Origin of the sequence: Streptococcus mitis, from assembly GCF_965111725.1 — a bacterium.
GTDB lineage: Bacteria > Bacillota > Bacilli > Lactobacillales > Streptococcaceae > Streptococcus > Streptococcus mitis_DV.
On record NZ_OZ217341.1, the window covers coordinates 674384 to 695833 of the forward strand.

Annotated in this window: 22 protein-coding genes; 20 read left to right on the forward strand and 2 right to left on the reverse strand. The window is 41.1% G+C overall.

The features are described 5' to 3' along the window. The first annotated feature begins 127 nt into the window (after positions 1-127). From rpsF to ACLV7Q_RS03540, 12 genes are all read left to right on the forward strand, one after another. Entirely contained in the window at positions 128-418 is a 291-nt protein-coding gene (gene rpsF / locus ACLV7Q_RS03485; protein WP_001151785.1) for a 30S ribosomal protein S6, read from the forward strand. Positions 419-429: 11 nt separating this feature from the next. Then, positions 430-900, forward strand: a complete 471-nt coding sequence (gene ssbA, locus ACLV7Q_RS03490; protein ID WP_000609606.1) for a single-stranded DNA-binding protein SsbA — start codon at positions 430-432, stop codon at positions 898-900. Positions 901-931: 31 nt separating this feature from the next. Further along, positions 932-1171: a 30S ribosomal protein S18 gene (gene rpsR / locus ACLV7Q_RS03495; RefSeq protein WP_000068664.1), complete on the forward strand. Its 240-nt coding sequence runs from the start codon at positions 932-934 to the stop codon at positions 1169-1171. 243 nt (positions 1172-1414) lie between these two features. After that, positions 1415-1918: a GNAT family N-acetyltransferase gene (locus ACLV7Q_RS03500; protein ID WP_045607345.1), complete on the forward strand. Its 504-nt coding sequence runs from the start codon at positions 1415-1417 to the stop codon at positions 1916-1918. 79 nt (positions 1919-1997) lie between these two features. Then, the gene (locus ACLV7Q_RS03505) at positions 1998-3398 is read left to right on the forward strand and encodes a bifunctional Cof-type HAD-IIB family hydrolase/peptidylprolyl isomerase (RefSeq protein WP_218757478.1); all 1401 of its coding nucleotides are present in this window, start codon (positions 1998-2000) and stop codon (positions 3396-3398) included. 1 nt (position 3399) lies between these two features. Next, the gene (locus ACLV7Q_RS03510) at positions 3400-3759 is read left to right on the forward strand and encodes a S1 RNA-binding domain-containing protein (protein WP_000689593.1); all 360 of its coding nucleotides are present in this window, start codon (positions 3400-3402) and stop codon (positions 3757-3759) included. A 53-nt stretch (positions 3760-3812) separates the two neighbouring features. Further along, on the forward strand, positions 3813-4562 hold the full coding sequence (locus tag ACLV7Q_RS03515; RefSeq protein WP_033685376.1) for a tRNA1(Val) (adenine(37)-N6)-methyltransferase: 750 nt from the start codon (positions 3813-3815) through the stop codon (positions 4560-4562). Then, positions 4552-4839 (forward strand): GIY-YIG nuclease family protein, encoded by a 288-nt coding sequence (locus tag ACLV7Q_RS03520; RefSeq protein WP_218757479.1) that lies wholly within the window; start codon positions 4552-4554, stop codon positions 4837-4839. Before ACLV7Q_RS03515 ends, ACLV7Q_RS03520 begins: the two co-directional genes overlap by 11 nt. A gap of 82 nt (positions 4840-4921) precedes the next feature. Next, positions 4922-5857, forward strand: a complete 936-nt coding sequence (locus ACLV7Q_RS03525; protein WP_218757480.1) for a manganese-dependent inorganic pyrophosphatase — start codon at positions 4922-4924, stop codon at positions 5855-5857. Positions 5858-5943: 86 nt separating this feature from the next. Continuing rightward, positions 5944-6456 (forward strand): YiiX/YebB-like N1pC/P60 family cysteine hydrolase, encoded by a 513-nt coding sequence (locus ACLV7Q_RS03530; RefSeq protein ID WP_218757481.1) that lies wholly within the window; start codon positions 5944-5946, stop codon positions 6454-6456. Further along, a complete protein-coding gene (locus ACLV7Q_RS03535; protein WP_218757482.1) occupies positions 6440-7090 on the forward strand; it encodes a DUF1803 domain-containing protein in 651 nt (216 codons plus the stop codon). The genes ACLV7Q_RS03530 and ACLV7Q_RS03535 overlap by 17 nt, the downstream gene beginning before the upstream one ends. 99 nt (positions 7091-7189) lie before the next feature. Beyond that, positions 7190-7381, forward strand: a complete 192-nt coding sequence (locus tag ACLV7Q_RS03540; RefSeq protein WP_218757483.1) for a CsbD family protein — start codon at positions 7190-7192, stop codon at positions 7379-7381. Positions 7382-7455: 74 nt separating this feature from the next. On the opposite strand, the gene ACLV7Q_RS03545 is transcribed toward ACLV7Q_RS03540, so the two are convergent. After that, entirely contained in the window at positions 7456-8712 is a 1257-nt protein-coding gene (locus ACLV7Q_RS03545; protein WP_050213065.1) for an ISL3 family transposase, read from the reverse strand. Between the two features lie 140 nt (positions 8713-8852). Then, on the reverse strand, positions 8853-10298 hold the full coding sequence (locus ACLV7Q_RS03550) for a UDP-N-acetylmuramoyl-L-alanyl-D-glutamate--L-lysine ligase (RefSeq protein WP_218757865.1): 1446 nt from the start codon (positions 10296-10298) through the stop codon (positions 8853-8855). A gap of 105 nt (positions 10299-10403) precedes the next feature. Between ACLV7Q_RS03550 and ACLV7Q_RS03555 the strand changes: the two genes are divergently transcribed. The 8 genes from ACLV7Q_RS03555 to ACLV7Q_RS03590 all read left to right on the forward strand — a co-directional run bounded on the left by ACLV7Q_RS03555 (position 10404) and on the right by ACLV7Q_RS03590 (position 21445). Continuing rightward, on the forward strand, positions 10404-12026 hold the full coding sequence (locus ACLV7Q_RS03555) for a putative polysaccharide biosynthesis protein (RefSeq protein WP_218757866.1): 1623 nt from the start codon (positions 10404-10406) through the stop codon (positions 12024-12026). 205 nt (positions 12027-12231) lie between these two features. Then, entirely contained in the window at positions 12232-14190 is a 1959-nt protein-coding gene (locus ACLV7Q_RS03560; protein ID WP_218757867.1) for a peptide ABC transporter substrate-binding protein, read from the forward strand. Positions 14191-14502: 312 nt separating this feature from the next. Further along, positions 14503-14958 carry a hypothetical protein gene (locus ACLV7Q_RS03565; protein WP_218757868.1) on the forward strand — a complete coding sequence of 152 codons (456 nt, stop codon included), beginning with the start codon at positions 14503-14505 and terminating at the stop codon, positions 14956-14958. A 74-nt stretch (positions 14959-15032) separates the two neighbouring features. Then, complete coding sequence (locus ACLV7Q_RS03570) at positions 15033-15182, forward strand: hypothetical protein (protein WP_225904746.1); 150 nt, start codon at positions 15033-15035, stop codon at positions 15180-15182. Positions 15183-15320: 138 nt separating this feature from the next. Next, positions 15321-16415, forward strand: coding sequence for a cystathionine gamma-synthase (locus ACLV7Q_RS03575; RefSeq protein WP_020902227.1), 1095 nt, complete (start codon positions 15321-15323; stop codon positions 16413-16415). 7 nt (positions 16416-16422) lie between these two features. Further along, positions 16423-17589 (forward strand): MalY/PatB family protein, encoded by a 1167-nt coding sequence (locus tag ACLV7Q_RS03580; RefSeq protein ID WP_218757869.1) that lies wholly within the window; start codon positions 16423-16425, stop codon positions 17587-17589. A 92-nt stretch (positions 17590-17681) separates the two neighbouring features. Then, positions 17682-20780, forward strand: coding sequence for a DEAD/DEAH box helicase (locus ACLV7Q_RS03585; protein WP_218757870.1), 3099 nt, complete (start codon positions 17682-17684; stop codon positions 20778-20780). A gap of 47 nt (positions 20781-20827) precedes the next feature. Beyond that, positions 20828-21445, forward strand: coding sequence for a cystathionine gamma-synthase (locus tag ACLV7Q_RS03590; RefSeq protein ID WP_218757871.1), 618 nt, complete (start codon positions 20828-20830; stop codon positions 21443-21445). Positions 21446-21450 lie beyond the last annotated feature (5 nt).

Below are 21450 nucleotides of genomic sequence, written 5' to 3' on the forward strand. Positions count from 1 at the left end.
TTTTTCGCATTTCAGAGTTTTTACTTGCGTAAAAAATTTTTTTCTAGTATAATAGTTTATTGTGAGCGAACCTCACTTACCCCTTGCAAAGTCTTGGGGTCATTAGACCAAAAGGAGGAACATATCAATGGCTAAATACGAAATTCTTTATATCATTCGTCCAAACATTGAAGAAGAAGCTAAAAACGCTTTGGTAGCACGTTTTGACTCTATTTTGACTGACAACGGTGCAACTGTTGTTGAATCAAAAACTTGGGAAAAACGTCGTCTTGCATACGAAATCCAAGATTTCCGTGAAGGACTTTACCACATCGTTAACGTTGAAGCAAACGACGATGCAGCTCTTAAAGAGTTTGACCGTCTTTCAAAAATCAACGCTGACATTCTTCGTCACATGATCGTCAAAATTGACGCGTAAGAAGGTAAACTATGATTAACAATGTTGTACTTGTAGGGCGTATGACACGTGATGCTGAGTTGCGTTATACCCCATCAAATGTAGCAGTTGCGACTTTTACTCTTGCAGTAAACCGTACATTTAAGAGTCAAAATGGCGAACGTGAGGCTGATTTTATCAATGTCGTTATGTGGCGCCAACAGGCTGAAAACCTTGCTAACTGGGCTAAAAAAGGCTCACTTATCGGGGTGACAGGTCGTATCCAGACTCGTAGTTACGATAATCAGCAAGGACAACGTGTCTACGTGACAGAGGTCGTGGCTGAGAATTTCCAAATGTTGGAAAGCCGTAGTGTGCGTGAGGGTCACACAGGTGGAGCTTATTCTGCACCAACTGCAAACTATTCAGCACCTACAAATTCAGTACCAGACTTTTCACGTGATGAAAATCCATTTGGAGCAACAAATCCATTGGATATTTCAGATGATGATTTACCATTCTAATGGACAACTAAAATTATAAAGGAGAAAAAACATGGCTCAACAACGTCGTGGCGGATTCAAACGCCGTAAAAAAGTTGATTACATCGCAGCAAACAAAATTGAATATGTTGATTACAAAGATACTGAGCTTCTTAGCCGTTTCGTTTCAGAACGTGGGAAAATCCTTCCTCGTCGTGTAACAGGAACTTCAGCTAAAAATCAACGTAAAGTAACAACAGCTATCAAACGCGCTCGCGTAATGGCTTTGATGCCTTTCGTAAACGAAGATTAAAGAAAAGGCCCGGTTGGGTCTTTTTTCAGGTCCAGTGGACCTATTTTTTATGATCTTGAAAACAAGAAAGCGAATTAAGACCCCGACGGGTCTTTTTTTCACGAGCCTTGAAATGAGAGAGCGAGTTGGGGTCCAGTGGACCTCTTTTTTAGACCCGTTTGGGTCTTTTTTCAAGAGATAGTTTTTTTCTGACCTTGGCGTGCTATAATGGTAATAGAAAGAGTAAAGGTGGGTAAGTCAAAGATGAATTGTACGATTAGAAATATGATTAAGTCTGATATTGAATCCTTATCTCATGGATTTATGAATCAAGGTTGGCCTGGTAGAGAGGAAATTTTGGCTAGATATTTTCTGGAACAGGAAAGTGGGGAGAGAGAAGTTTTAGTTGCAGAGATTGATGGTGCTGTAGCGGGCTACATTACCATTTTGCCCTCTGCTAAACATGGTCCTTTTGCAGAAGTCTATCCAGAATTATCAGATTTTAATGTGTTTGAGCATTTTCGAAATCAAGGGATTGGGAATCAACTGCTAGAAGAAGCAGAAAAACGAGTCAAGTTTGTTTCGAGTAAGGTCACTCTTGGTGTAGGTTTGCACTTAGGCTATGGCCCTGCCCAGAGATTGTATATCAGACGGAGCTACATTCCAGATGGGACAGGTGTCTGGTATAGAAATAAACCGCTAGAAATGGGTGCAAGTTGTCAAAACGATGATGATTTAGTTTTATACTTATCCAAGGATTTACAATAAAACTGGAAATTTTTTGAAAATAGGGGATTTCTCTACTTTATGGTATAATGGAAAGAGTTAGATTGAAAGAGGTAGTGAGATGGATGCCAAATTAAGATACAAGGCAAAGAAAATCAAGATTGTCTTTTTTGATATTGATGATACATTGCGGAATTCAAAGACAGGTTTTATTCCAGCTTCAATCCCAACTGTTTTTAAGCAATTACGTGAGAAAGGAATTTTGACAGGTATTGCTTCTGGACGGGGGATTTTTGGTGTCGTGCCAGAAATTCGTGAACTCAAGCCTGACTTTTTTGTGACCTTGAATGGGGCCTATATTGAAGATAAAAAAGGCCAGATCATTTATCAACATAAGATTGAGAAATCAGATGTTGAGGAGTATATTTCTTGGGCCAAGCAAGAGGGAATTGAGTATGGTTTGGTTGGGAGTCATGATGCCAAGTTGTCGACTCGCACCGATATGATTAGTGAAGCTATCAATCCAATTTACCCCGATTTGGATGTGGATCCAGATTTCCATGAAAAAGAAGATATTTATCAGATGTGGACTTTTGAAGATAAAGGAGATGACTTGCACTTGCCTGACAGTCTCTCAGACAAACTTCGCATGGTTCGTTGGCATGAGCATTCGTCTGATATTGTGCCGATTTCAGGCTCCAAAGCGATGGGTGTGGAAAAGGTTGTGGAACACCTTGGTTTAAAACCAGAGAACGTCATGGTCTTTGGAGATGGGCTGAATGACTTGGAACTCTTTGATTATGCTGGAATCAGCGTTGCAATGGGAATTTCTCATGATAACATCAAAGAAAAAGCAGATTATATTACAAAAACATTAGAAGAAGATGGCATTTTTGATGCCTTAGAAGGATTTGGTATGGTAGAAAAAGAATTGCATTTCCCACAGATAGACATTGAAACAGTAGAAGGTCCTCTTGCGACTATTAAAACCAATCATGGAGACTTGCGGATCAAGCTTTTCCCTGAACATGCTCCTAAAACAGTGGCTAACTTTGTTGCACTTTCAAAAGATGGCTACTATGATGGTGTCATTTTCCACCGTATTATTAAGGACTTTATGATCCAAGGTGGAGATCCAACTGGAACTGGTATGGGTGGCGAGTCAATCTACGGCGAATCATTTGAGGATGAATTCTCAGAAGAACTTTACAATATCCGTGGAGCTCTTTCCATGGCTAATGCTGGTCCAAATACTAATGGCAGCCAGTTCTTTATCGTGCAAAATCAGCATTTGCCTTATTCTAAGAAAGAAATTGCTCGTGGTGGTTGGCCAGAACCGATTGCGGAAATCTATGCCAACCAAGGAGGGACACCTCACCTAGACCGCCGTCACACGGTTTTTGGACAGTTAGCTGATGAAGCTTCTTACGTTGTCTTGGATGCCATTGCTGCTGTTGAGACGGGGGCGATGGACAAGCCAGTTGAAGATGTTGTGATTGAAACAATTGAAATCGAGGACTAAGATGAAAATCGGTGATAAGCTAAAGGGTCGTATTACAGGGATTCAGCCCTACGGTGCCTTTGTTGAGCTAGAGACAGGTGATACAGGGCTGATTCACATTTCAGAGATTCGGACAGGCTTTATTGAAAATATTCATGAAGCCTTGAAAGTCGATGAAGAGGTTCAGGTTCAGGTAGTAGATTTAGATGAATTTACAGGGAAAGCCAGTCTTTCTATCCGCACTTTGGAGGAAGAAAAGCACCAGTTTCCGAGACGGAGACGCTTTTCAAGCGACCGTTTTAACTACGGCTTTGCGCCTCTTAAACGAATGATGCCAATTTGGACTAGAGAAGCCTTGCACTATTTAAAAAAGAAGAAGTAGTTTAGAGTTTTATATTTTTTGTAATGTTAATATAAATCTGCTATAATAGAACCATGGAAGAAGAACAATTATTAAAATCAGGAGAGCGCATTAACCAGCTCTTTTCGACAGATATTAAAATCATTCAAAATAGAGAGGTTTTTAGCTATTCGGTGGATAGTGTTCTCTTGTCACGCTTTCCACGTTTTCCTAAAAAGGGCTTGATAGTGGATTTCTGCGCTGGGAATGGAGCAGTGGGGCTATTTGCTAGCACTCGGACTCAGGCACAGATTTTGGCTGTTGAGATTCAGGAGCGTTTGGCGGATATGGCTGAACGCTCTGTCCGTTTGAATGGCTTAGAAGAGCAGATGGAAGTCATCTGTGATGATTTGAAAAATATGCCTGCTTACATTCAGGGAAGTAAGGTGGATATGATTTTGTGTAATCCGCCCTATTTTAAGGTGGATCCTCATTCAAACCTGAACGAGAGCGAACATTACCTCTTGGCGCGCCATGAAATTACGACCAACTTGCAGGAAATCTGTCGCAGTGCCCAGAGTATTCTCAAGTCTAATGGACGGTTGGCTATGGTTCATCGTCCTGACCGTCTTCTGGATATTTTGGATACCTTACAACGGCATAATCTAGCCCCTAAGCGCCTGCAGTTTGTTTATCCAAAGCGGGAAAAAGAAGCCAATATGCTTTTGATTGAGGCCATCAAGGATGGCTCGACAAGTGGCTTTAAGGTCTTGCCACCTCTCATTGTCCACAATGATGATGGCTCTTACACGCCGGAACTCGAAGAGATTTATTATGGATCATAAGGCTTATATGTACGTGCTGGAGTGTCGTGATGGTTCCTACTATACGGGTTATACGACTGACGTGAGAAAACGCCTCGCTGTCCATAATAGTGGGAAGGGAGCCAAATATACACGAGCACGCTTGCCAGTCAAACTTATCTATGCTCAAGGTTTTGCCAGTAAGGAAGAAGCCATGTCAGCTGAAGCCCTTCTCAAGCGTAAGAAGAGACCACAGAAGGAGCAATTTTTATCTGAAAATCAAGATAGAAATTTACTCAGTTATTTTGAAGAATCGTGAGGAGTCCTTTGACTCCTCTTACTTTTGTCAAAAAGCGAAAAAAATGCTACAATAAAGAGAATAAACAAAATGAGGTATTATCATGTCTAAGATTCTAGTATTTGGTCACCAAAATCCAGACTCAGATGCCATCGGGTCATCTATAGCCTTTGCCTACCTTGCAAAAGAAGCTTACGGTTTGGATACGGAAGCTGTTGCCCTTGGAACTCCAAATGAAGAAACAGCCTTTGTCTTGAACTATTTTGGTGTGGAAGCACCGCGTGTCATCACTTCTGCCAAAGCAGAGGGGGCAGAGCAAGTTATCCTGACTGACCACAATGAATTCCAACAATCTGTATCAGATATCGCTGAAGTAGAAGTTTATGGTGTTGTGGACCACCACCGTGTGGCTAACTTTGAAACTGCAAGCCCACTTTACATGCGTTTGGAGCCAGTTGGTTCAGCGTCTTCAATCGTTTACCGTATGTTCAAAGAACATGGTGTAGCTGTGCCTAAAGAGATTGCTGGTTTGATGCTTTCAGGTTTGATTTCAGATACTCTTCTTTTGAAATCACCAACAACACACCCAACAGATACAGTCATTGCTCCTGAATTGGCTGAATTAGCTGGTGTAAACTTGGAAGAGTATGGTTTGGCTATGTTGAAAGCTGGTACAAACTTGGCTAGCAAATCTGCTGAAGAATTGATTGACATCGATGCTAAAACTTTTGAATTGAACGGAAATAATGTCCGTGTTGCCCAAGTGAACACAGTTGACATCGCTGAAGTCTTGGAACGTCAAGCAGAAATTGAAGCTGCAATGCAAGCTGCTAACGAAGCAAACGGCTACTCTGACTTTGTCTTGATGATTACAGATATCGTCAACTCAAACTCAGAAATCTTGGCTCTTGGTGCTAATATGGATAAGGTCGAAGCGGCTTTCAACTTCAAACTTGAAAACAACCATGCTTTCCTTGCTGGTGCTGTTTCACGTAAGAAACAAGTGGTACCTCAATTGACTGAAAGCTTTAATGCTTAAGATTTTGAGTGTTAATTCAAATTAGGAAAGGCTAGTTTGCCTTATATCGAAAGGAGTTTCGGCTCCTTTTTTTCTAGGAGTGAAGTATGTTAGAAAATGGTGATTTGATTTTTGTGAGAGATGAGTCGGACATGGGACAGGCTATCCAGACTTCCACAGGCAACTATAACCATGTTGCCATTTATTTGGATGGGATGATTTATCATGCTAGTGGAAAGGCGGGTGTTATCTGTCAGGAACCAGCAGACTTCTTTGAGTCCAATCACTTGTACGATCTCTATGTCTACCCAGAAATGGATATCCAGTCGGTGAAGGGAAGAGCTTGCAAACATCTAGGGGCTCCCTACAATGCTTCTTTCTATCCAGATGGAGTTGGTTTCTACTGTTCCCAGTATATGGCAGAAATTCTCCCCATTTTTGAAACTATTCCTATGAAATTTAGGGATAGGAAGCAGGAGATTAGTGATTTTTGGAAAGAGTATTACAGAGAACTAGGTTTGCCTGTCCCTCTAAACCAAGCTGGGACCAACCCTAGTCAGTTGGCAGCATCGCCTCTGTTAGAAAGTAAAGAAAGGAATCTTCATGATTCAGATTTTTAATCCCTCTCGTTTGACGAGACAGCCATTTTTTGGAGAATTGATCCGCTATCTGAACCAGCATGATGATGTGATTTTACGAGAAATCAAGGCTCAATTTCCAGATCTAGCAGTTGACAAACTCATGGAAGAGTATATAAAGGCTGGCTTTATTCTACGGGAAAATAAGCGTTATTACCTTAATCTTCCTATGCTTGAATCACTCGATAGTCTCGAACTGGATCAAGAGATTTTTGTTAGCGAAGATAGTCCAATTTATCAAACTTTGTTGGAGAAGAGTTTTGAGACGGAATTGCGCAATCAAACCAATGCAGCTATTTTAGTTGAAAAGACGGACTTTGCGAGATCAAAAATGACCCTGTCCAATTATTTCTACAAGATCAAACATCAGTATCCTTTGACAGAAAAACAGCAGGAACTTTACGACATTTTGGGAGATGTTAATTCTGAGTATGCTCTCAAATACATGACGACTTTTTTGTTGAAATTTCTCAAAAAAGACCAGCTTATGCAGAAACGCCGTGACATCTTTGTGGACAGTTTAGTTGTCCTAGGTTATATTGTCCAAAATGAAGAAGGGAAGTATGAGTTGGCTATCGATTTTGATAAGGAAAGATTAACTTTCTATTTAGTGTGATTGATTTTTCTGAGCACATTGTTTGACTTTTCTTAGTATTCGGTATAAACTATATGTAACCGGTAACACATATCGGAATAAACTAAAGGAGACAATCATATGTCACTTGAAAACAAATTGGAACAAGCAGCAGGCGCTGTCAAAGAAGGTTTTGGTAAAGTTACTGGAGACAGCAAGACAGAACTTGAAGGAGCTGTTGAAAAAACAGTTGCTAAGGCAAAAGACGTTGTAGAAGACGCTAAAGGTGCTGTAGAAGGTGCCGTTGAAGGTTTGAAAAACGCTTTTAAATAAAAATAGAAAAAATCAAGGGTTTCGTTTCCCTTGATTTTTTGGCTCTTTGTCAACTGTAGTGGGTTGAAGAAAAGCTAAGATCTAGAAAGGACGAAATTCGTCCTTTCTTTTTTGATGTTGAGAGCGATAAAAATCCTTTTTTTGAAGTTTTCAAAGTTCCGAAATCCAAAGGCATTTCGTTTGATAAGTTTGATGAGATTATTAGTTGCTTCTAATTTGGCATTAGAATAAGGTAGTTGAAGGGCATTGACAATCTTTTCTTTATCCTTGAGGAAGGTTTTAAAGACAGTCTGAAAAAGAGGATGAATCTGTTTAAGATTGTCCTCAATGAGTCCGAAAAATTTGTCTGGCTCCTTGTTCTGAAAGTGAAAGAGTAAGAGTTGATAGACATTGTAGTGGTGTTTCAAGTCTTCTGAATAGCTCAAAAGCTTATCTAGAATTTCTTTATTCGTCAAGTGCATACGAAAAGTAGGGCGATAAAATCGTTTATCACTCAATTTACGACTATCCTGTTGAATGAGTTTCCAGTAGCGTTTAATAGCCTTATATTCATGGGATTTTCGCTCAAATTGATTCATGATTTGAACACGGACACGACTTATAGCACGGCTTAAGTGTTGCACAATATGAAAACGATCTAGAACAATTTTAGCACATGGAAAAAGCTGTTTAGCCAAGTCATAATAAGGACTAAACATATCCATCGTAATGATTTTCACCTGACAACGAACGACTCTATCGTAGCGCAGAAAGTGATTTCGTATGATAGCCTGTGTTCTGCCTTCAAGAACAGTGATGATGTTGAGATTATCAAAATCTTGTGCAATGAAACTCATCTTTCCCTTAGTGAAGGCATACTCGTCCCAGGACATAATCTTAGGAAGACTAGAAAAATCAGGCTTAAAACGGAAGTCATTAAGCTTGCGAATGACAGTTGAAGTTGAAATAGCCAGTTGATGAGCGATATCGGTCATAGAAGTCTTTTCAATCAACTTTTGCGCAATTTTTTGGTTGATAATACGAGGGATTTGGTGATTCTTCTTGACGAGAGGGGTCTCTGAGACCATTATTTTAGAGCAATGATAGCACTTAAATCGACGCTTTTTAAGAAGTATTCTAGTAGGCATACCAGTCGTTTCGAGGTAAGGAATTTTAGACGGTTTTTGAAAGTCATATTTCTTCATTTGACTTTCGCAATCAGGACAAGAGGGGGCCTCATAATCCAGTTTAGCGATAATTTCCTTGTGTGTATCCCTATTGATGATATCCATAAATTGGATATTAGGGTCTTTGATATCGAGCAGTTTTGTGATAAAATGTAATTGTTCCATATGAATCTTTCTAATGAGTTGTTTGGTCGCTTTTCATTATAGATCTTATGGGACTTTTTTTCTATACAAAAATAGGCTCCATAATATCTATAGAGGATTTACCCACTACAAATATTATAGAGCCGATTTTTTTACGATCCTTATAAATAATTTTCTGCTACGGCGGCATCTCCAGGATAGGCTTCTTTTTTTCCTTGGACGATTTGGTAGCAATCAGCTCCCTTACCAGCAATAATGACAGCATCTAATTCTTGATTTGTGATGGCCATTGCTGCCTTGATGGCTTCTTGGCGATCCGCAATTTTTTCAACAGGATGATTGATATAGCTACTAATTTCATCTGCAATGGCCATTGGGTCCTCATAGTTGGGGTCATCAGCAGTCAAAAAGACTTGAATCTCAGGGTGCTGATTGAGGAGGAGGCCAAAGTCCTTACGACGACTTTCTCCCTTATTTCCTGTCGAACCGAGAACCAGAGCAATCTTTCCTGTTTGATGAGTTTCAACCACGTTGATTAGTTTTTTCAGACTGTCACCATTGTGGGCATAGTCGATGAAGACCTTGGCTCCATTTTTCTGAGTGAGGACTTCCATACGACCAGGAACGCGGGTTGCAGCGATTCCTTTTTTGATGTCCTCAAGACTAGCTCCGAGACGGAGACAAGCAAGTCCAGCAGCAACGGCATTTTCTTGGTTGAAGTGACCAATCAGTTGGATATCATAGTCTCCAGCGAGTTTACCACTAGCTGAAAAGCTAAAGGCTTTGGAATTCTCGATTTGGTTGCTCGACTGACTACCGTAGAAATCATGGTCTTGATCTGCCACTTGTTCTTTTAGTACAGAGAAGTGGTCCATGTCGCTGTTAATGATGACTGCTCGGCTATTTTCCATCAAGAGACGTTTGTGGTAGAAGTAGTCTTCAAAGCTAGGGTGTTCAATCGGGCCGATATGGTCTGGAGTGATGTTAAGAAAGACACCTACATCAAAGGTCAGACCATAGACTCGATGGACTAGATAGGCTTGACTAGAGACTTCCATTACGATATGGGTTCTTCCATTCTTAACAGCTTGAGCCATCATGTCAAAGAGGTCGATATTTTCAGGTGTTGAGAATGAAGATTTAAAGAAAGTCGTGCCATCCAAAGTCGTATTCATGGTTGACAAGAGGGCGGTTGGGTAACGTTGAGATAGGATGTTGTAAGCAAAGTAAGCTGCTGTTGTCTTACCCTTAGTTCCTGTGAAGGCGAGAATTTTGAGTTTCTCTTGTGGATTACCATAGAACTCCATGGCAATCAAACTCATGGCTTTCTTGATATCGCTGACGATAATGGCAGGAATACCAACCTCATAGTCTTTTTCAGCCACATACCAATCGAGTCCTTGAGAGATTGCTGAAAGAAGAAATTCCTTCTTAAAGGCAGCACCTTTAACGAAAAAGAGGCTCTTTTCTTTGGCCTTGCGACTGTCATAGCAGATGGTGTCAAATACGACATGGCTGTAGTTGTAGTGATAATGTCCTTGGTCGATAATCTCACGGAAGAGACCATCTTTCTTTAAAATATCTAATACAGTTTCAATCTTTATCATACTTTCTATTGTAAACCGAAAGTCGTAAATTTACAAGTAACAAGGAAAAGTTTATAATGGAAGATAAGGAGTTTTTCCTAGTTATTAAAATCAAATGAGGAATCTATGTCGCACGAAAACAATCACCAGCAGGCCCAGATGTTACGGGGGACTGCTTGGCTAACGGCTAGTAACTTTATCAGTCGCCTACTTGGGGCTATTTACATTATCCCTTGGTACATCTGGATGGGGTCTTATGCGGCTACAGCAAATGGACTCTTTACCATGGGATACAATATCTATGCCTGGTTCTTGCTGGTTTCAACAGCAGGTATTCCAGTTGCAGTGGCCAAGCAAGTTGCCAAGTATAATACCATGAGAGAAGAGGAGCATAGCTTTGCCCTGATTCGGAGCTTTTTAGGATTTATGACAGGACTAGGTCTGGTTTTTTCTTTAGTCTTGTATGTCTTTGCTCCTTGGCTAGCAGACTTGTCGGGTGTAGGGAAAGACCTGATCCCAATCATGCAGAGCTTGGCTTGGGGAGTCTTGATTTTCCCGTCTATGAGTGTTATCCGAGGATTTTTCCAAGGGATGAATAACCTCAAACCTTATGCCATGAGCCAAATCGCTGAGCAGGTCATTCGTGTTATCTGGATGCTTTTAGCTACCTTTATCATTATGAAGATTGGTTCAGGAGATTACCTAGCAGCCGTTACCCAATCGACCTTTGCGGCCTTTGTCGGTATGGTAGCCAGTTTTGGAGTTTTGATTTATTTCCTTGCTCAAGAAGGGTTACTCAAAAGAGTCTTTGAAACAGGGGATAAGATTAACAGCAAGCGTCTTTTGATCGACACCATTAAGGAAGCCATTCCTTTTATCCTGACAGGGTCTGCCATCCAGCTTTTCCAGATTCTGGACCAGATGACCTTTATCAATAGTATGGGCTGGTTTACCAATTATAGTAATGAAGACTTGGTTGTCATGTTTTCTTATTTCTCAGCCAACCCAAATAAAATCACTATGATTTTGATTTCTGTTGGGGTTTCGATTGGGAGTGTAGGCTTGCCACTTTTGACTGAAAACTATGTCAAGGGGGACTTGAAGTCGGCTTCACGTCTAGTTCAGGACAGTATTACCATGCTTTTCTTATTCCTGCTACCAGCAACGGTTGGAGTGGTTATGGTAGGAGAACCTCTTTATACAGTCTTCTATGGCAAGCCAGATAGTTTGGCCATGGGCTTGTTTGTCTTTGCAGTTTTGCAGTCTACTATTTTAGGCTTGTACATGGTCTTGTCTCCAATGCTTCAGGCCATGTTCCGCAACCGCAAGGCAGTTCTCTATTTTATCTATGGTTCCATTGCCAAGCTAGTCTTGCAACTACCTACCATCGCCCTCTTCCACAGTTATGGGCCTTTGATTTCAACAACCATTGCTCTCATCATTCCTAACGTCTTGATGTATCGGGACATTTGTAAGGTAACGGGTGTTAAGCGCAAGGTGATTGTGAAGCGAACCATTTTAATCAGTTTGCTGACCCTAGTCATGTTTCTGTTAATAGGAACCATCCAGTGGCTGTTAGGATTTTTCTTCCAACCAAGTGGGCGTTTATGGAGCTTCCTTTATGTAGCCCTTGTAGGTGCCATGGGTGGAGGAGTATACGGAGTCATGAGTCTCCGTACTCGTTTATTGGATAAGGTGATTGGAAAAGCTCAAGCAGATCGCCTGCGAGTAAAATTTAAGCTTTCGTAAGATAGCATTTATAAATAAAAGGAATAAGTTGAACAATCTTTTAGGAGAACTTGAAACTTATTCCTTTTTTAGCGTCAAAATAGCTAAAATTATCTTTTGAAAGTAGAAGATGAGGTCTTTTTCGATTTTTTTTGGAAAAAATCATTGACTAAACAAACTAAACGTTGTATAATAAAACAAATATTTAAATCAGGAGGTTCTGGAAATGAAAAAGTCTAAGAGCAAATATCTAACCTTGGCAGGTCTTGTCCTGGGTACAGGAATTTTATTGAGCGCGTGTGGAAATTCTAGCACAGGATCAAAAACCTATAACTATGTTTATTCAAGTGATCCATCTAGTTTGAACTATCTAGCAGAAAACCGTGCAACAACCAATGATATTGTGACCAATCTGGTAGATGGTCTCATGGAAAATGACCAATACGGGAACTATGTGCCATCCTTGGCAGAGGATTGGAGTGTTTCTAAGGACGGTTTGACCTATACCTACAAACTTCGTAAGGATGCCAAGTGGTTTACTTCTGAGGGAGAAGAATATGCACCTGTAACTGCCCAAGATTTTGTGACAGGTTTGAAATATGCGGCTGATAAAAAATCAGAAGCCTTGTATCTAGTGCAGGACTCTGTCGCAGGCTTGGATGACTATATCACTGGGAAAACAAGCGACTTTTCAACTGTCGGAGTCAAGGCTCTTGATGACCAAACGGTTCAATATACCTTGGCTAGACCAGAACCTTACTGGAACTCAAAAACAACCTCAACCATTCTTTTCCCAGTCAATGCAGATTTCTTGAAATCAAAAGGGGATGATTTTGGGAAGGTAGACCCTGCTAATATTTTGTACAATGGACCTTTCTTGATGAAAGCCCTTGTTTCAAAATCTGTCATCGAATACAAGAAAAATCCTAACTACTGGGATGCGAAAAATGTCCTTGTCGATGATGTCAAATTGGCCTATTATGATGGTAGTGACCAAGATGCTCTTGTTCGTAACTTTACAGACGGAGCCTACAGCTACGCTCGTCTCTATCCGAATAGTTCAAGTTATGAAGGGATTAAAGAAAAATACAAAGATAATATCATCTATAGTATGCAGAACGCTACGTCTTACTTCTTAAACTTTAATCTGGATAGACAATCTTATAAGTTTACTTCCAAGACAAGTGATGCTGAAAAGAAATCAACTCAGGAAGCGGTTCTTAATAAAAACTTCCGTCAAGCCATTAACTTTGCCTATGACCGTACAGCCTACGGGGCTCAAACTCAGGGAGAAGACGGAGCGACTAAGATTTTACGTAATTTGGTTGTTCCTCCAACCTTTGTAAGTATCAAAGGAAAAGACTTTGGTGAAGTAGTAGCTTCTAAGATGGTCAATTATGGTAAGGAATGGCAAGGTATCAACTTTGCAGATGCCCAAGATCCATACTATAATCCAGAAAAAGCTAAGGCTAAGTTTGCGGAAGCTAAGAAAGAGCTAGAAGCCAAGGGAGTAACCTTCCCTATCCACTTAGACATGACAGTTGACCAAGCTAATAAAAAAGGTGTTCAAGAAGTAAGCTCTATGAAGCAATCTATTGAAGCAGCCTTAGGTGCAGAAAATGTTGTAATTGACATTCAACAACTCTCTACTGAAGACGCTGATAATACAGGCTATTTGGCTCCGACTGCAGCCCAGAAAGATTACGATTTATACAATGGTGGTTGGAGCGCGGACTATCTCGATCCATCTAGCTATCTTGATATTTTTAGTGTCAAGAATGGTGGGGTTCTACAAAATCTTGGACTAGAGCCGGGTGAAGCCAATGACAAGGCCAAGGCGGTTGGACTGGATGTCTATACTCAAATGTTGGAAGAAGCTAATAAGGAGCAAGATCCGGCTAAACGTTATGAGAAATATGCTGATGTTCAAGCTTGGTTGGTAGATAGTTCTCTAGCGATTCCAAATGTTTCATTGGGTGGAACACCTGGCTTGAGAAAAACAGTTCCTTTCTCAGCACCTTATTCATTGGCTGGTAATAAAGGGGTTGAATCCTATAAATACCTCAAAGTACAAGATAAGATTGTCACAACAGACGAATATGCAAAAGCCAGAGAAAAATGGTTGAAAGAAAAAGAAGAATCCAATAAAAAAGCCCAAGAAGAATTGGCAAAACATGTCAAATAAGGATTTTTCAAGAAAAACGATGGTTTCGAAGGAAACTGTCGTTTTTTAATAGAATGATGGCAAATTTGGAAGAAAAATCTCACATTTTTTTCTTTGTTTCTTGAATTTATGTTATAATGAATATAACAAAAACGTGAGAAACCATTTTCGAAAATCTACCCAATGTTGATTGAAGTGTGCACATGCTAGGGTAATGTTATAGGAGGGATGTCATTTACTGGAAAAGTAAGATAAAACGTAATAATTGATAAGTTCTTCTTTATGTGAAGAATTCTTAACTGGCTATTTAGTGATTTTTATGGAGGTAACATCATGGGCGCTATTATGGAGTTTGCGACAGAAAAACAGATTGCATCATTTCTTTCAACTTGCCACATTGAAGGGCAAAAGAATTTTCTGATGGCCTTCAAGAAAAAGACATGGTTCAAATCCTTTATTGATTTTTTCATTATAGGTGGTTCCTACTATGTTCAGTCGAGTGTGAAGCCTAAGATTCTGGCATTCACACCTAAGGGGATCTATTTGATGGATATCAGTGATATAACTGAAAATCGCTCTAATCAAGTCCTTGAGATGCCTTGGAATCAAGTTCAAGATTTTACTTATCAAACAGCCTTGAATACAGCTAGGTTGAACTGGCACTATCAAAATGAAGCCTATATTTTTTCCGTGGATGTCGGTCAGATTAGTCAGCATGTGGGCCAATATCAATTTAACAAAGAGCATTATGATTATTTATCCCAACAGGATTTCTTTCAGTCTAAGTAAGCCCTAGCAATCATTTTCACAAAAGAATCTGGAAGCTTTTCTGGATTCTTTTTAGCTTTACTAGCTAGTACTCAATGAAAATCAAAGAGCAAACTAGGAAGCTAGCCGCAGGTTGCTCAAAACACGGTTTTGAGGTTGTAGATAAGACTGACGAAGTCAGCTCAAAACACGGTTTTGAGGTTGCAGATAGAACTGACGAAGTCAGTAACATATACCTACTGTAAGGCGACGCTGACGTGGTTTGAAGAGATTTTCGAAGAGTATAAGTCTATAGTTTGAAACTATAACTAGCTCTTGAAAAGAAGAAAATGAGTTGATGAAAATAAGTGGTACAATAGTTACTATAGATTTGGAGGAATTGTATGAGCAAGGAATTACACATTAACACAATTTTGGCCCAGGCGGGTATTAAGTCAGATGAAGCGACAGGTGCATTGGTGACACCGCTTCATTTTTCAACGACCTATCAGCACCCAGAGTTTGGTAAATCTACTGGATTTGACTATACGCGCACCAAAAACCCAACTCGCAGTAAGGCGGAAGAAGTCTTGGCGGCTATTGAGTCCGCAGACTATGCCCTAGCGACTAGCTCAGGGATGTCAGCTATTGTACTGGCCTTTAGTGTCTTCCCGGTAGGAAGTAAGGTCTTGGCTGTCCGTGACCTTTACGGTGGTTCTTTCCGCTGGTTCAACCAAGTGGAACAGGAAGGCCGTTTCCATTTTACCTATGCCAATACAGAAGAAGAGTTGATTGCCGAGTTGGAGAAGGACGTGGATGTTCTCTATATCGAAACGCCAACCAATCCCTTGATGTTGGAATTTGATATTGAAAAACTAGCAAAATTAGCTCATGCTAAGGGTGCCAAAGTGGTGGTGGACAATACCTTCTACAGCCCTATCTACCAACGTCCGATTGAAGATGGAGCGGATATCGTTCTTCATTCAGCAACCAAGTATCTGGCAGGACACAATGATGTCTTGGCTGGAGTGGTTGTGACCAATAGTTTAGAACTATACGAAAAGCTTTTCTACAATCTCAATACGACAGGGGCGGTCTTGTCTCCATTTGACAGTTATCAATTGATTCGTGGTCTCAAGACCTTGTCTCTTCGTATGGAACGCTCAACAGCTAACGCCCAAGAAGTGGTTGCCTTTTTGAAGGATTCTCCAGCAGTCAAGGAGGTTCTCTACACTGGTCGTGGAGGCATGATTTCCTTTAAAGTAGCCGATGAAACACGCATTCCTCACATTTTGAACAGTCTTAAGGTCTTCTCTTTTGCCGAAAGTTTGGGTGGGGTAGAAAGTCTCATTACTTATCCAACGACGCAAACTCACGCTGATATTCCAGCAGAAGTGCGCCATTCTTATGGTTTGACAGATGACCTCTTGCGCTTGTCAATTGGGATTGAGGATGCTAGAGATTTGATTGCAGATTTGCGCCAAGCCTTGGAAGGATAAGACAAAGATGAGAAAATATGATTTTACAAGCCTGCCAAACCGTTTAGGGCATCATACCTTTAAATGGAAAGAAGCAGAAACGGATAGTGAAGTCCTACCAGCTTGGATAGCGGATATGGACTTTGTAGTCTTGCCTGAAATCCGCCAAGCTGTGCAGACTTACGCAGACCAACTGGTTTATGGCTATACTTATGCCAGTGAAGACTTAATTAAGGAAGTTCAAAAGTGGGAAGCCACACAACACGGTTACCACTTTGACAAAGAGGCTCTTGTCTTTATTGAGGGTGTGGTACCAGCCATCTCAACAGCTATTCAAGCCTTTACAAAAGAAGGCGAGGCTGTTTTGATTAACACACCTGTCTATCCACCCTTTGCACGCAGTGTCAAGTTGAACAATCGCAGATTGATTACCAATTCTTTAGTGGAAAAGGATGGTCTGTTTGAGATTGACTTTGACCAACTGGAGAAGGATTTGGTGGAAGAGGAGGTTAAACTCTATATTCTATGCAATCCTCACAATCCTGGTGGACGTGTGTGGGAAAAAGAAGTATTGGAGAAGATTGGCCAACTCTGCCAAAAACACGGTGTTTTCTTGGTTTCAGATGAGATTCACCAAGATTTGGCCCTCTTTGGTCACAAACACCAGTCTTTCAATACTGTCAACCCTGACTTTAAAGAATTTGCTATCGTCTTGAGCAGTGCTACTAAAACCTTTAACATTGCTGGGACAAAAAATTCATATGCAGTTATTGAAAATCCTAAGTTGCGAGTGGCTTACCAGAAACGCCAGTTGACCAATAACCAGCATGAAATTTCAGGATTGGGTTATTTGGCGACAGAAGCCGCCTATCGCTATGGGAAGGATTGGTTAGAGGAACTCAAGCAAGTCTTTGAAGACCACATCAATTATGTGGTGGATTTATTTGGAAAAGAGACTAAAATCAAGGTCATGAAACCGCAAGGAACCTACTTGATTTGGCTTGATTTTTCAGCTTATGACCTGACTGATGAAAGATTGCAAGAGCTGTTGAGAAATGAAGCCAAGGTTATCCTCAATCGTGGTTTGGATTTTGGGGAGGAAGGGAGTCTCCATGCCCGCCTCAATGTAGCCATGCCCAAATCTCTGCTACAAGAAGTGTGTCAGCGGATTGTGACGACTTTTGCCAAACGTTAAAAATCCAGCCTTCTAGGAGAAAAGTATCTCTAGAAGGCTATTTTCATAGGGGAAAATATGGTATAATAAAAAGATAAGGTAAAGGTAAAAATATGGCTAAATTGATTCCGGGGAAAGTCCGTATCGAAGGCGTTGCCCTTTATGAAACTGGTAAGGTTGACATTATCAAGGAAAAGAACAATCGGCTCTACGCTCGCGTTGCAGAAGAAGAACTGCGCTATAGTTTAGAGGATGATTTGGTTTTTTGTGCCTGCGATTTTTTCCAAAAGAGGGGCTACTGTGTGCATTTGGCAGCGCTAGAGCATTTTCTGAAAAATGATGAGCGTGGTCAGGAAATCTTGCAGAGTCTGGAAGAAGGTTATGAAGAAAAAGAGGCCGTTGAAACCAAGGTGACCTTGGGTGGCAAATTTTTGGATCGAATCTTGTCTCCAAAATCAGAACGAGCCTATGAATTATCGGCTGTCGGTCAGGTGGAAGCAGGGACCAATCATATCTTGTGGACCCTGAGAATCGGGCAAATCAATAGCCAAAAATACTACGTCATTCGGGATATTCCACTCTTTTTAAGGATTGTCGAGCAGAGAAAGTCTTATATGATTGGCAAGACCTATGAGGAATCCTTGTCTTGGGAAGCCTTTGATGATGCCAGCCAAGAACTTTTGACTTTCTTGCACGGACTAACGGAGGAAGGGCTGGTTCCAGACCTCTTTTTCCAAAACCAAGGTCGGCACCTCTTTTTCCCTCTAACCTTTTTTGAGCAGGGTGTGAATTTACTGATGACCTTGCCTCATTTTCAATTTGATCATCAAGTGGATAGCTACCAGACTCTGCTTTTTCAGGATATGCATGCTGATGCCAATCTATTTGCCTTTACAGTAACAGAATACTCGGATTATTTTGAAATGGAAATCAGAGAGAGTCCAAGAGTTAATGCCTTTTATCAGGGAGCTATACTTTTCCATAAAGGACAGGTTTATTTTCAAACAGACCAGCAGATGCGTCTTCTCAAGGAAATTAAAGCGCTGCCTTTGGATCAGCATGGCAAGAAATACCTGCAATTTGATAGCAGTGACCGAGATAAGTTGGCTTCTTGTTTAACGCTCTTTAGCCAGATGGGGACCGTCTCAGCTCCAGAACGGTTACAAATCAAAACTTTTTCGCCATCGTTTTACTTTGACAGGGAAGAAGATAATCGGATTCGTTTAGAAATTCAGTTTGATTATGGGGATAGGCAGGTATCAAGCCGACAAGAGCTAGAAGAATTGCCATTTTCAAGTGACGCGGACTTAGAAGAAAGAATTTTCCAAGTCTGTTTGCTTGCAGGTTTTGAAGCAGACTTTCAATCTTGGCGTCAGGCCTTAAAAGCGGAGTCTGTTTATCATTTCTTCCACGAAATCATTCCAGTCTTTGAAAAACTCGGTCATGTTGATCTATCAGATAAGTTAGAAGAACTCTATAACCTAGCAAGCCCTCAAGTGCAGATTGCTTCCAAGGGAGGTCTCTTGGAAATCCAATTTGATTTTCAAGATATTGCCCAAGAGGAAATTGACCAAGCCATGCAGGCCTTGGTTGCCAATCAAGATTTTTACATTGATTCGTCCAATCAAGTCTACTTTTTCGATGAAGAAACCAAGAAAATTCGCCAAAATCTACAGGAACTGGGGCAATTTGAACTAAAAGATGGCTCCTTGCAGACTCGGAAATCCTTGGCCTACAGTTTAGCTCATCTTTTTAAAGGGCGAGACCGTGTTTCTTTTTCACAAGAATTCCAGAATTTGGCCCACGATTTGACGCATCCAGAGGACTTCCCTCGACAAACAACTCAAGTCAAGGCTGACTTGCGAGATTATCAGGAAAAGGGCATCGCCTGGCTGCAAATGCTCCATCATTATGGTTTTGGTGGAATTTTGGCTGATGATATGGGATTGGGTAAAACCCTGCAGACCATTGCTTTTTTGACCAGTCAAGTGACAAAAGAAAGTCGGGTTTTGATTCTCGCTCCATCTGGTTTGATTTACAACTGGGCAGATGAATTTCAGAAGTTTGCCCCACAGTTGGATGTGGCTGTTGTTCATGGTTTGAAAACTAGTCGTGAAGAGATTCTTGCTGAGAGCCATCAAATCTATGTGACGAGCTATGCCACTTTCCGTCAGGATAGTGAGCTTTATCAGGGGATGTCCTTTGACTTCCTTTTCTTAGATGAGGCTCAGGTCATGAAGAACGCCCAGACCAAGATTGCCCAGACCTTGAGACAATTTGTGGTGCCGTCAGTCTTTGCCTTGTCAGGAACTCCGATTGAAAACCATCTGGGTGAGCTGTGGTCTATTTTCCAAATCGTCTTGCCAGGACTTTTGCCAAGCAAGAAAGAATTTATGAAATTACCAGCTGAGCGAGTGGCTCAGTTTATCAAGCCTTTTGTTATGCGGCGCAAGAAAGAAGAAGTTCTGACCGAATTGCCAGACTTGATTGAAGTGGTTTATAAAAATGAACTGGAAGACCAGCAAAAGGCTATCTACCTAGCCCAGTTGCAACAGATGCGTGACCGTCTGGCTCAAGTGTCAGATCAGGAATTTCAGCGAAGTCGTGTGGAAATTTTATCTGGTCTGATGCGCTTGCGCCAAATCTGTGATACCCCTGCCCTCTTTATGGAAGATTATCAGGGAGCCAGTGGCAAGCTGGATAGTCTCCGAGACCTGCTGGTACAGGTGGCAGACGGTGGACACCGTGTCTTGATTTTTTCGCAGTTTAAGGGAATGTTGGAGAAAATTGAACAAGAACTGCCAGACTTGGGCATGACATCTTTTAAAATTACAGGTTCAACCCCAGCCAAGGAAAGACAAGACATGACCAAGGTCTTTAACCAAGGGGAACGAGATGCCTTTCTGATTTCCCTCAAGGCAGGTGGGGTTGGTCTGAACCTGACAGGTGCTGATACGGTTATCTTGGTTGACCTTTGGTGGAACCCTGCGGTGGAAGCGCAAGCCATTGGCCGTGCCCATCGGATGGGTCAGGAAGAAACGGTTGAGGTCTATCGCTTGGTAACCAAGGGAACCATTGAAGAAAAAATCCAGGAACTCCAAGAACAAAAGAAACATCTGGTGTCGCAAGTATTGGATGGCACAGAGTCACGTGGCAGTCTGACCCTAGCAGAAATTAGAGAAATTTTGGGAATTTCTGAAGCCAGCACTTGAAAAATCAAGACAATACGCTATAATGAAGTGTTGAAAGGAAATAGAAGATGAAACAAGAACGATTTCCATTGGTGTCAGATGACGAGGTCATGTTGACTGAAATGCCAGTCATGAATCTCTATGATGAGTCTGATCTGATCAGTAATATCAAGGGTGAGTATCGAGATAAAAATTATTTTGAATGGGCTCCTATTACTGAAGAGGCGCCAGTAAAACCGATTGAAAAGCAAGTAGAGAAACCTAAAAAGGCTCCTTTAGGAGTTAAAAAAGAAGGAAAGAGCTATGCGGAGGTGGCGCGTGAAGAAGCGCGTGCAGACTTGAAAAAGAAACGCTCTGCTAACTATTTAACTCAGGATTTCAGCCGTGCGAGACGTCATTCTAAATCAGGCCTTCTTAGACAGGGCAATCAACCGACAGCACCTTTCCAAAAGGAAAATCCTGGTGAATTTGTCAAATATAGCCAAAAATTGACCCAGTCTCATTATATCTTGGCGGAAGAAGTTCATTCTATCCCTACCAAGAATGAAGAAGTGTCAGTACCTGCTCCAAAGAAAAACAACTATGATTTTCTAAAGAAGAGCCAAATCTACAATAAAAAAAGTAAACAAACAGAACAAGAACGTCGGGTTGCCCAAGAGTTGAATCTGACCAGAATTACAGAATAGGGGAG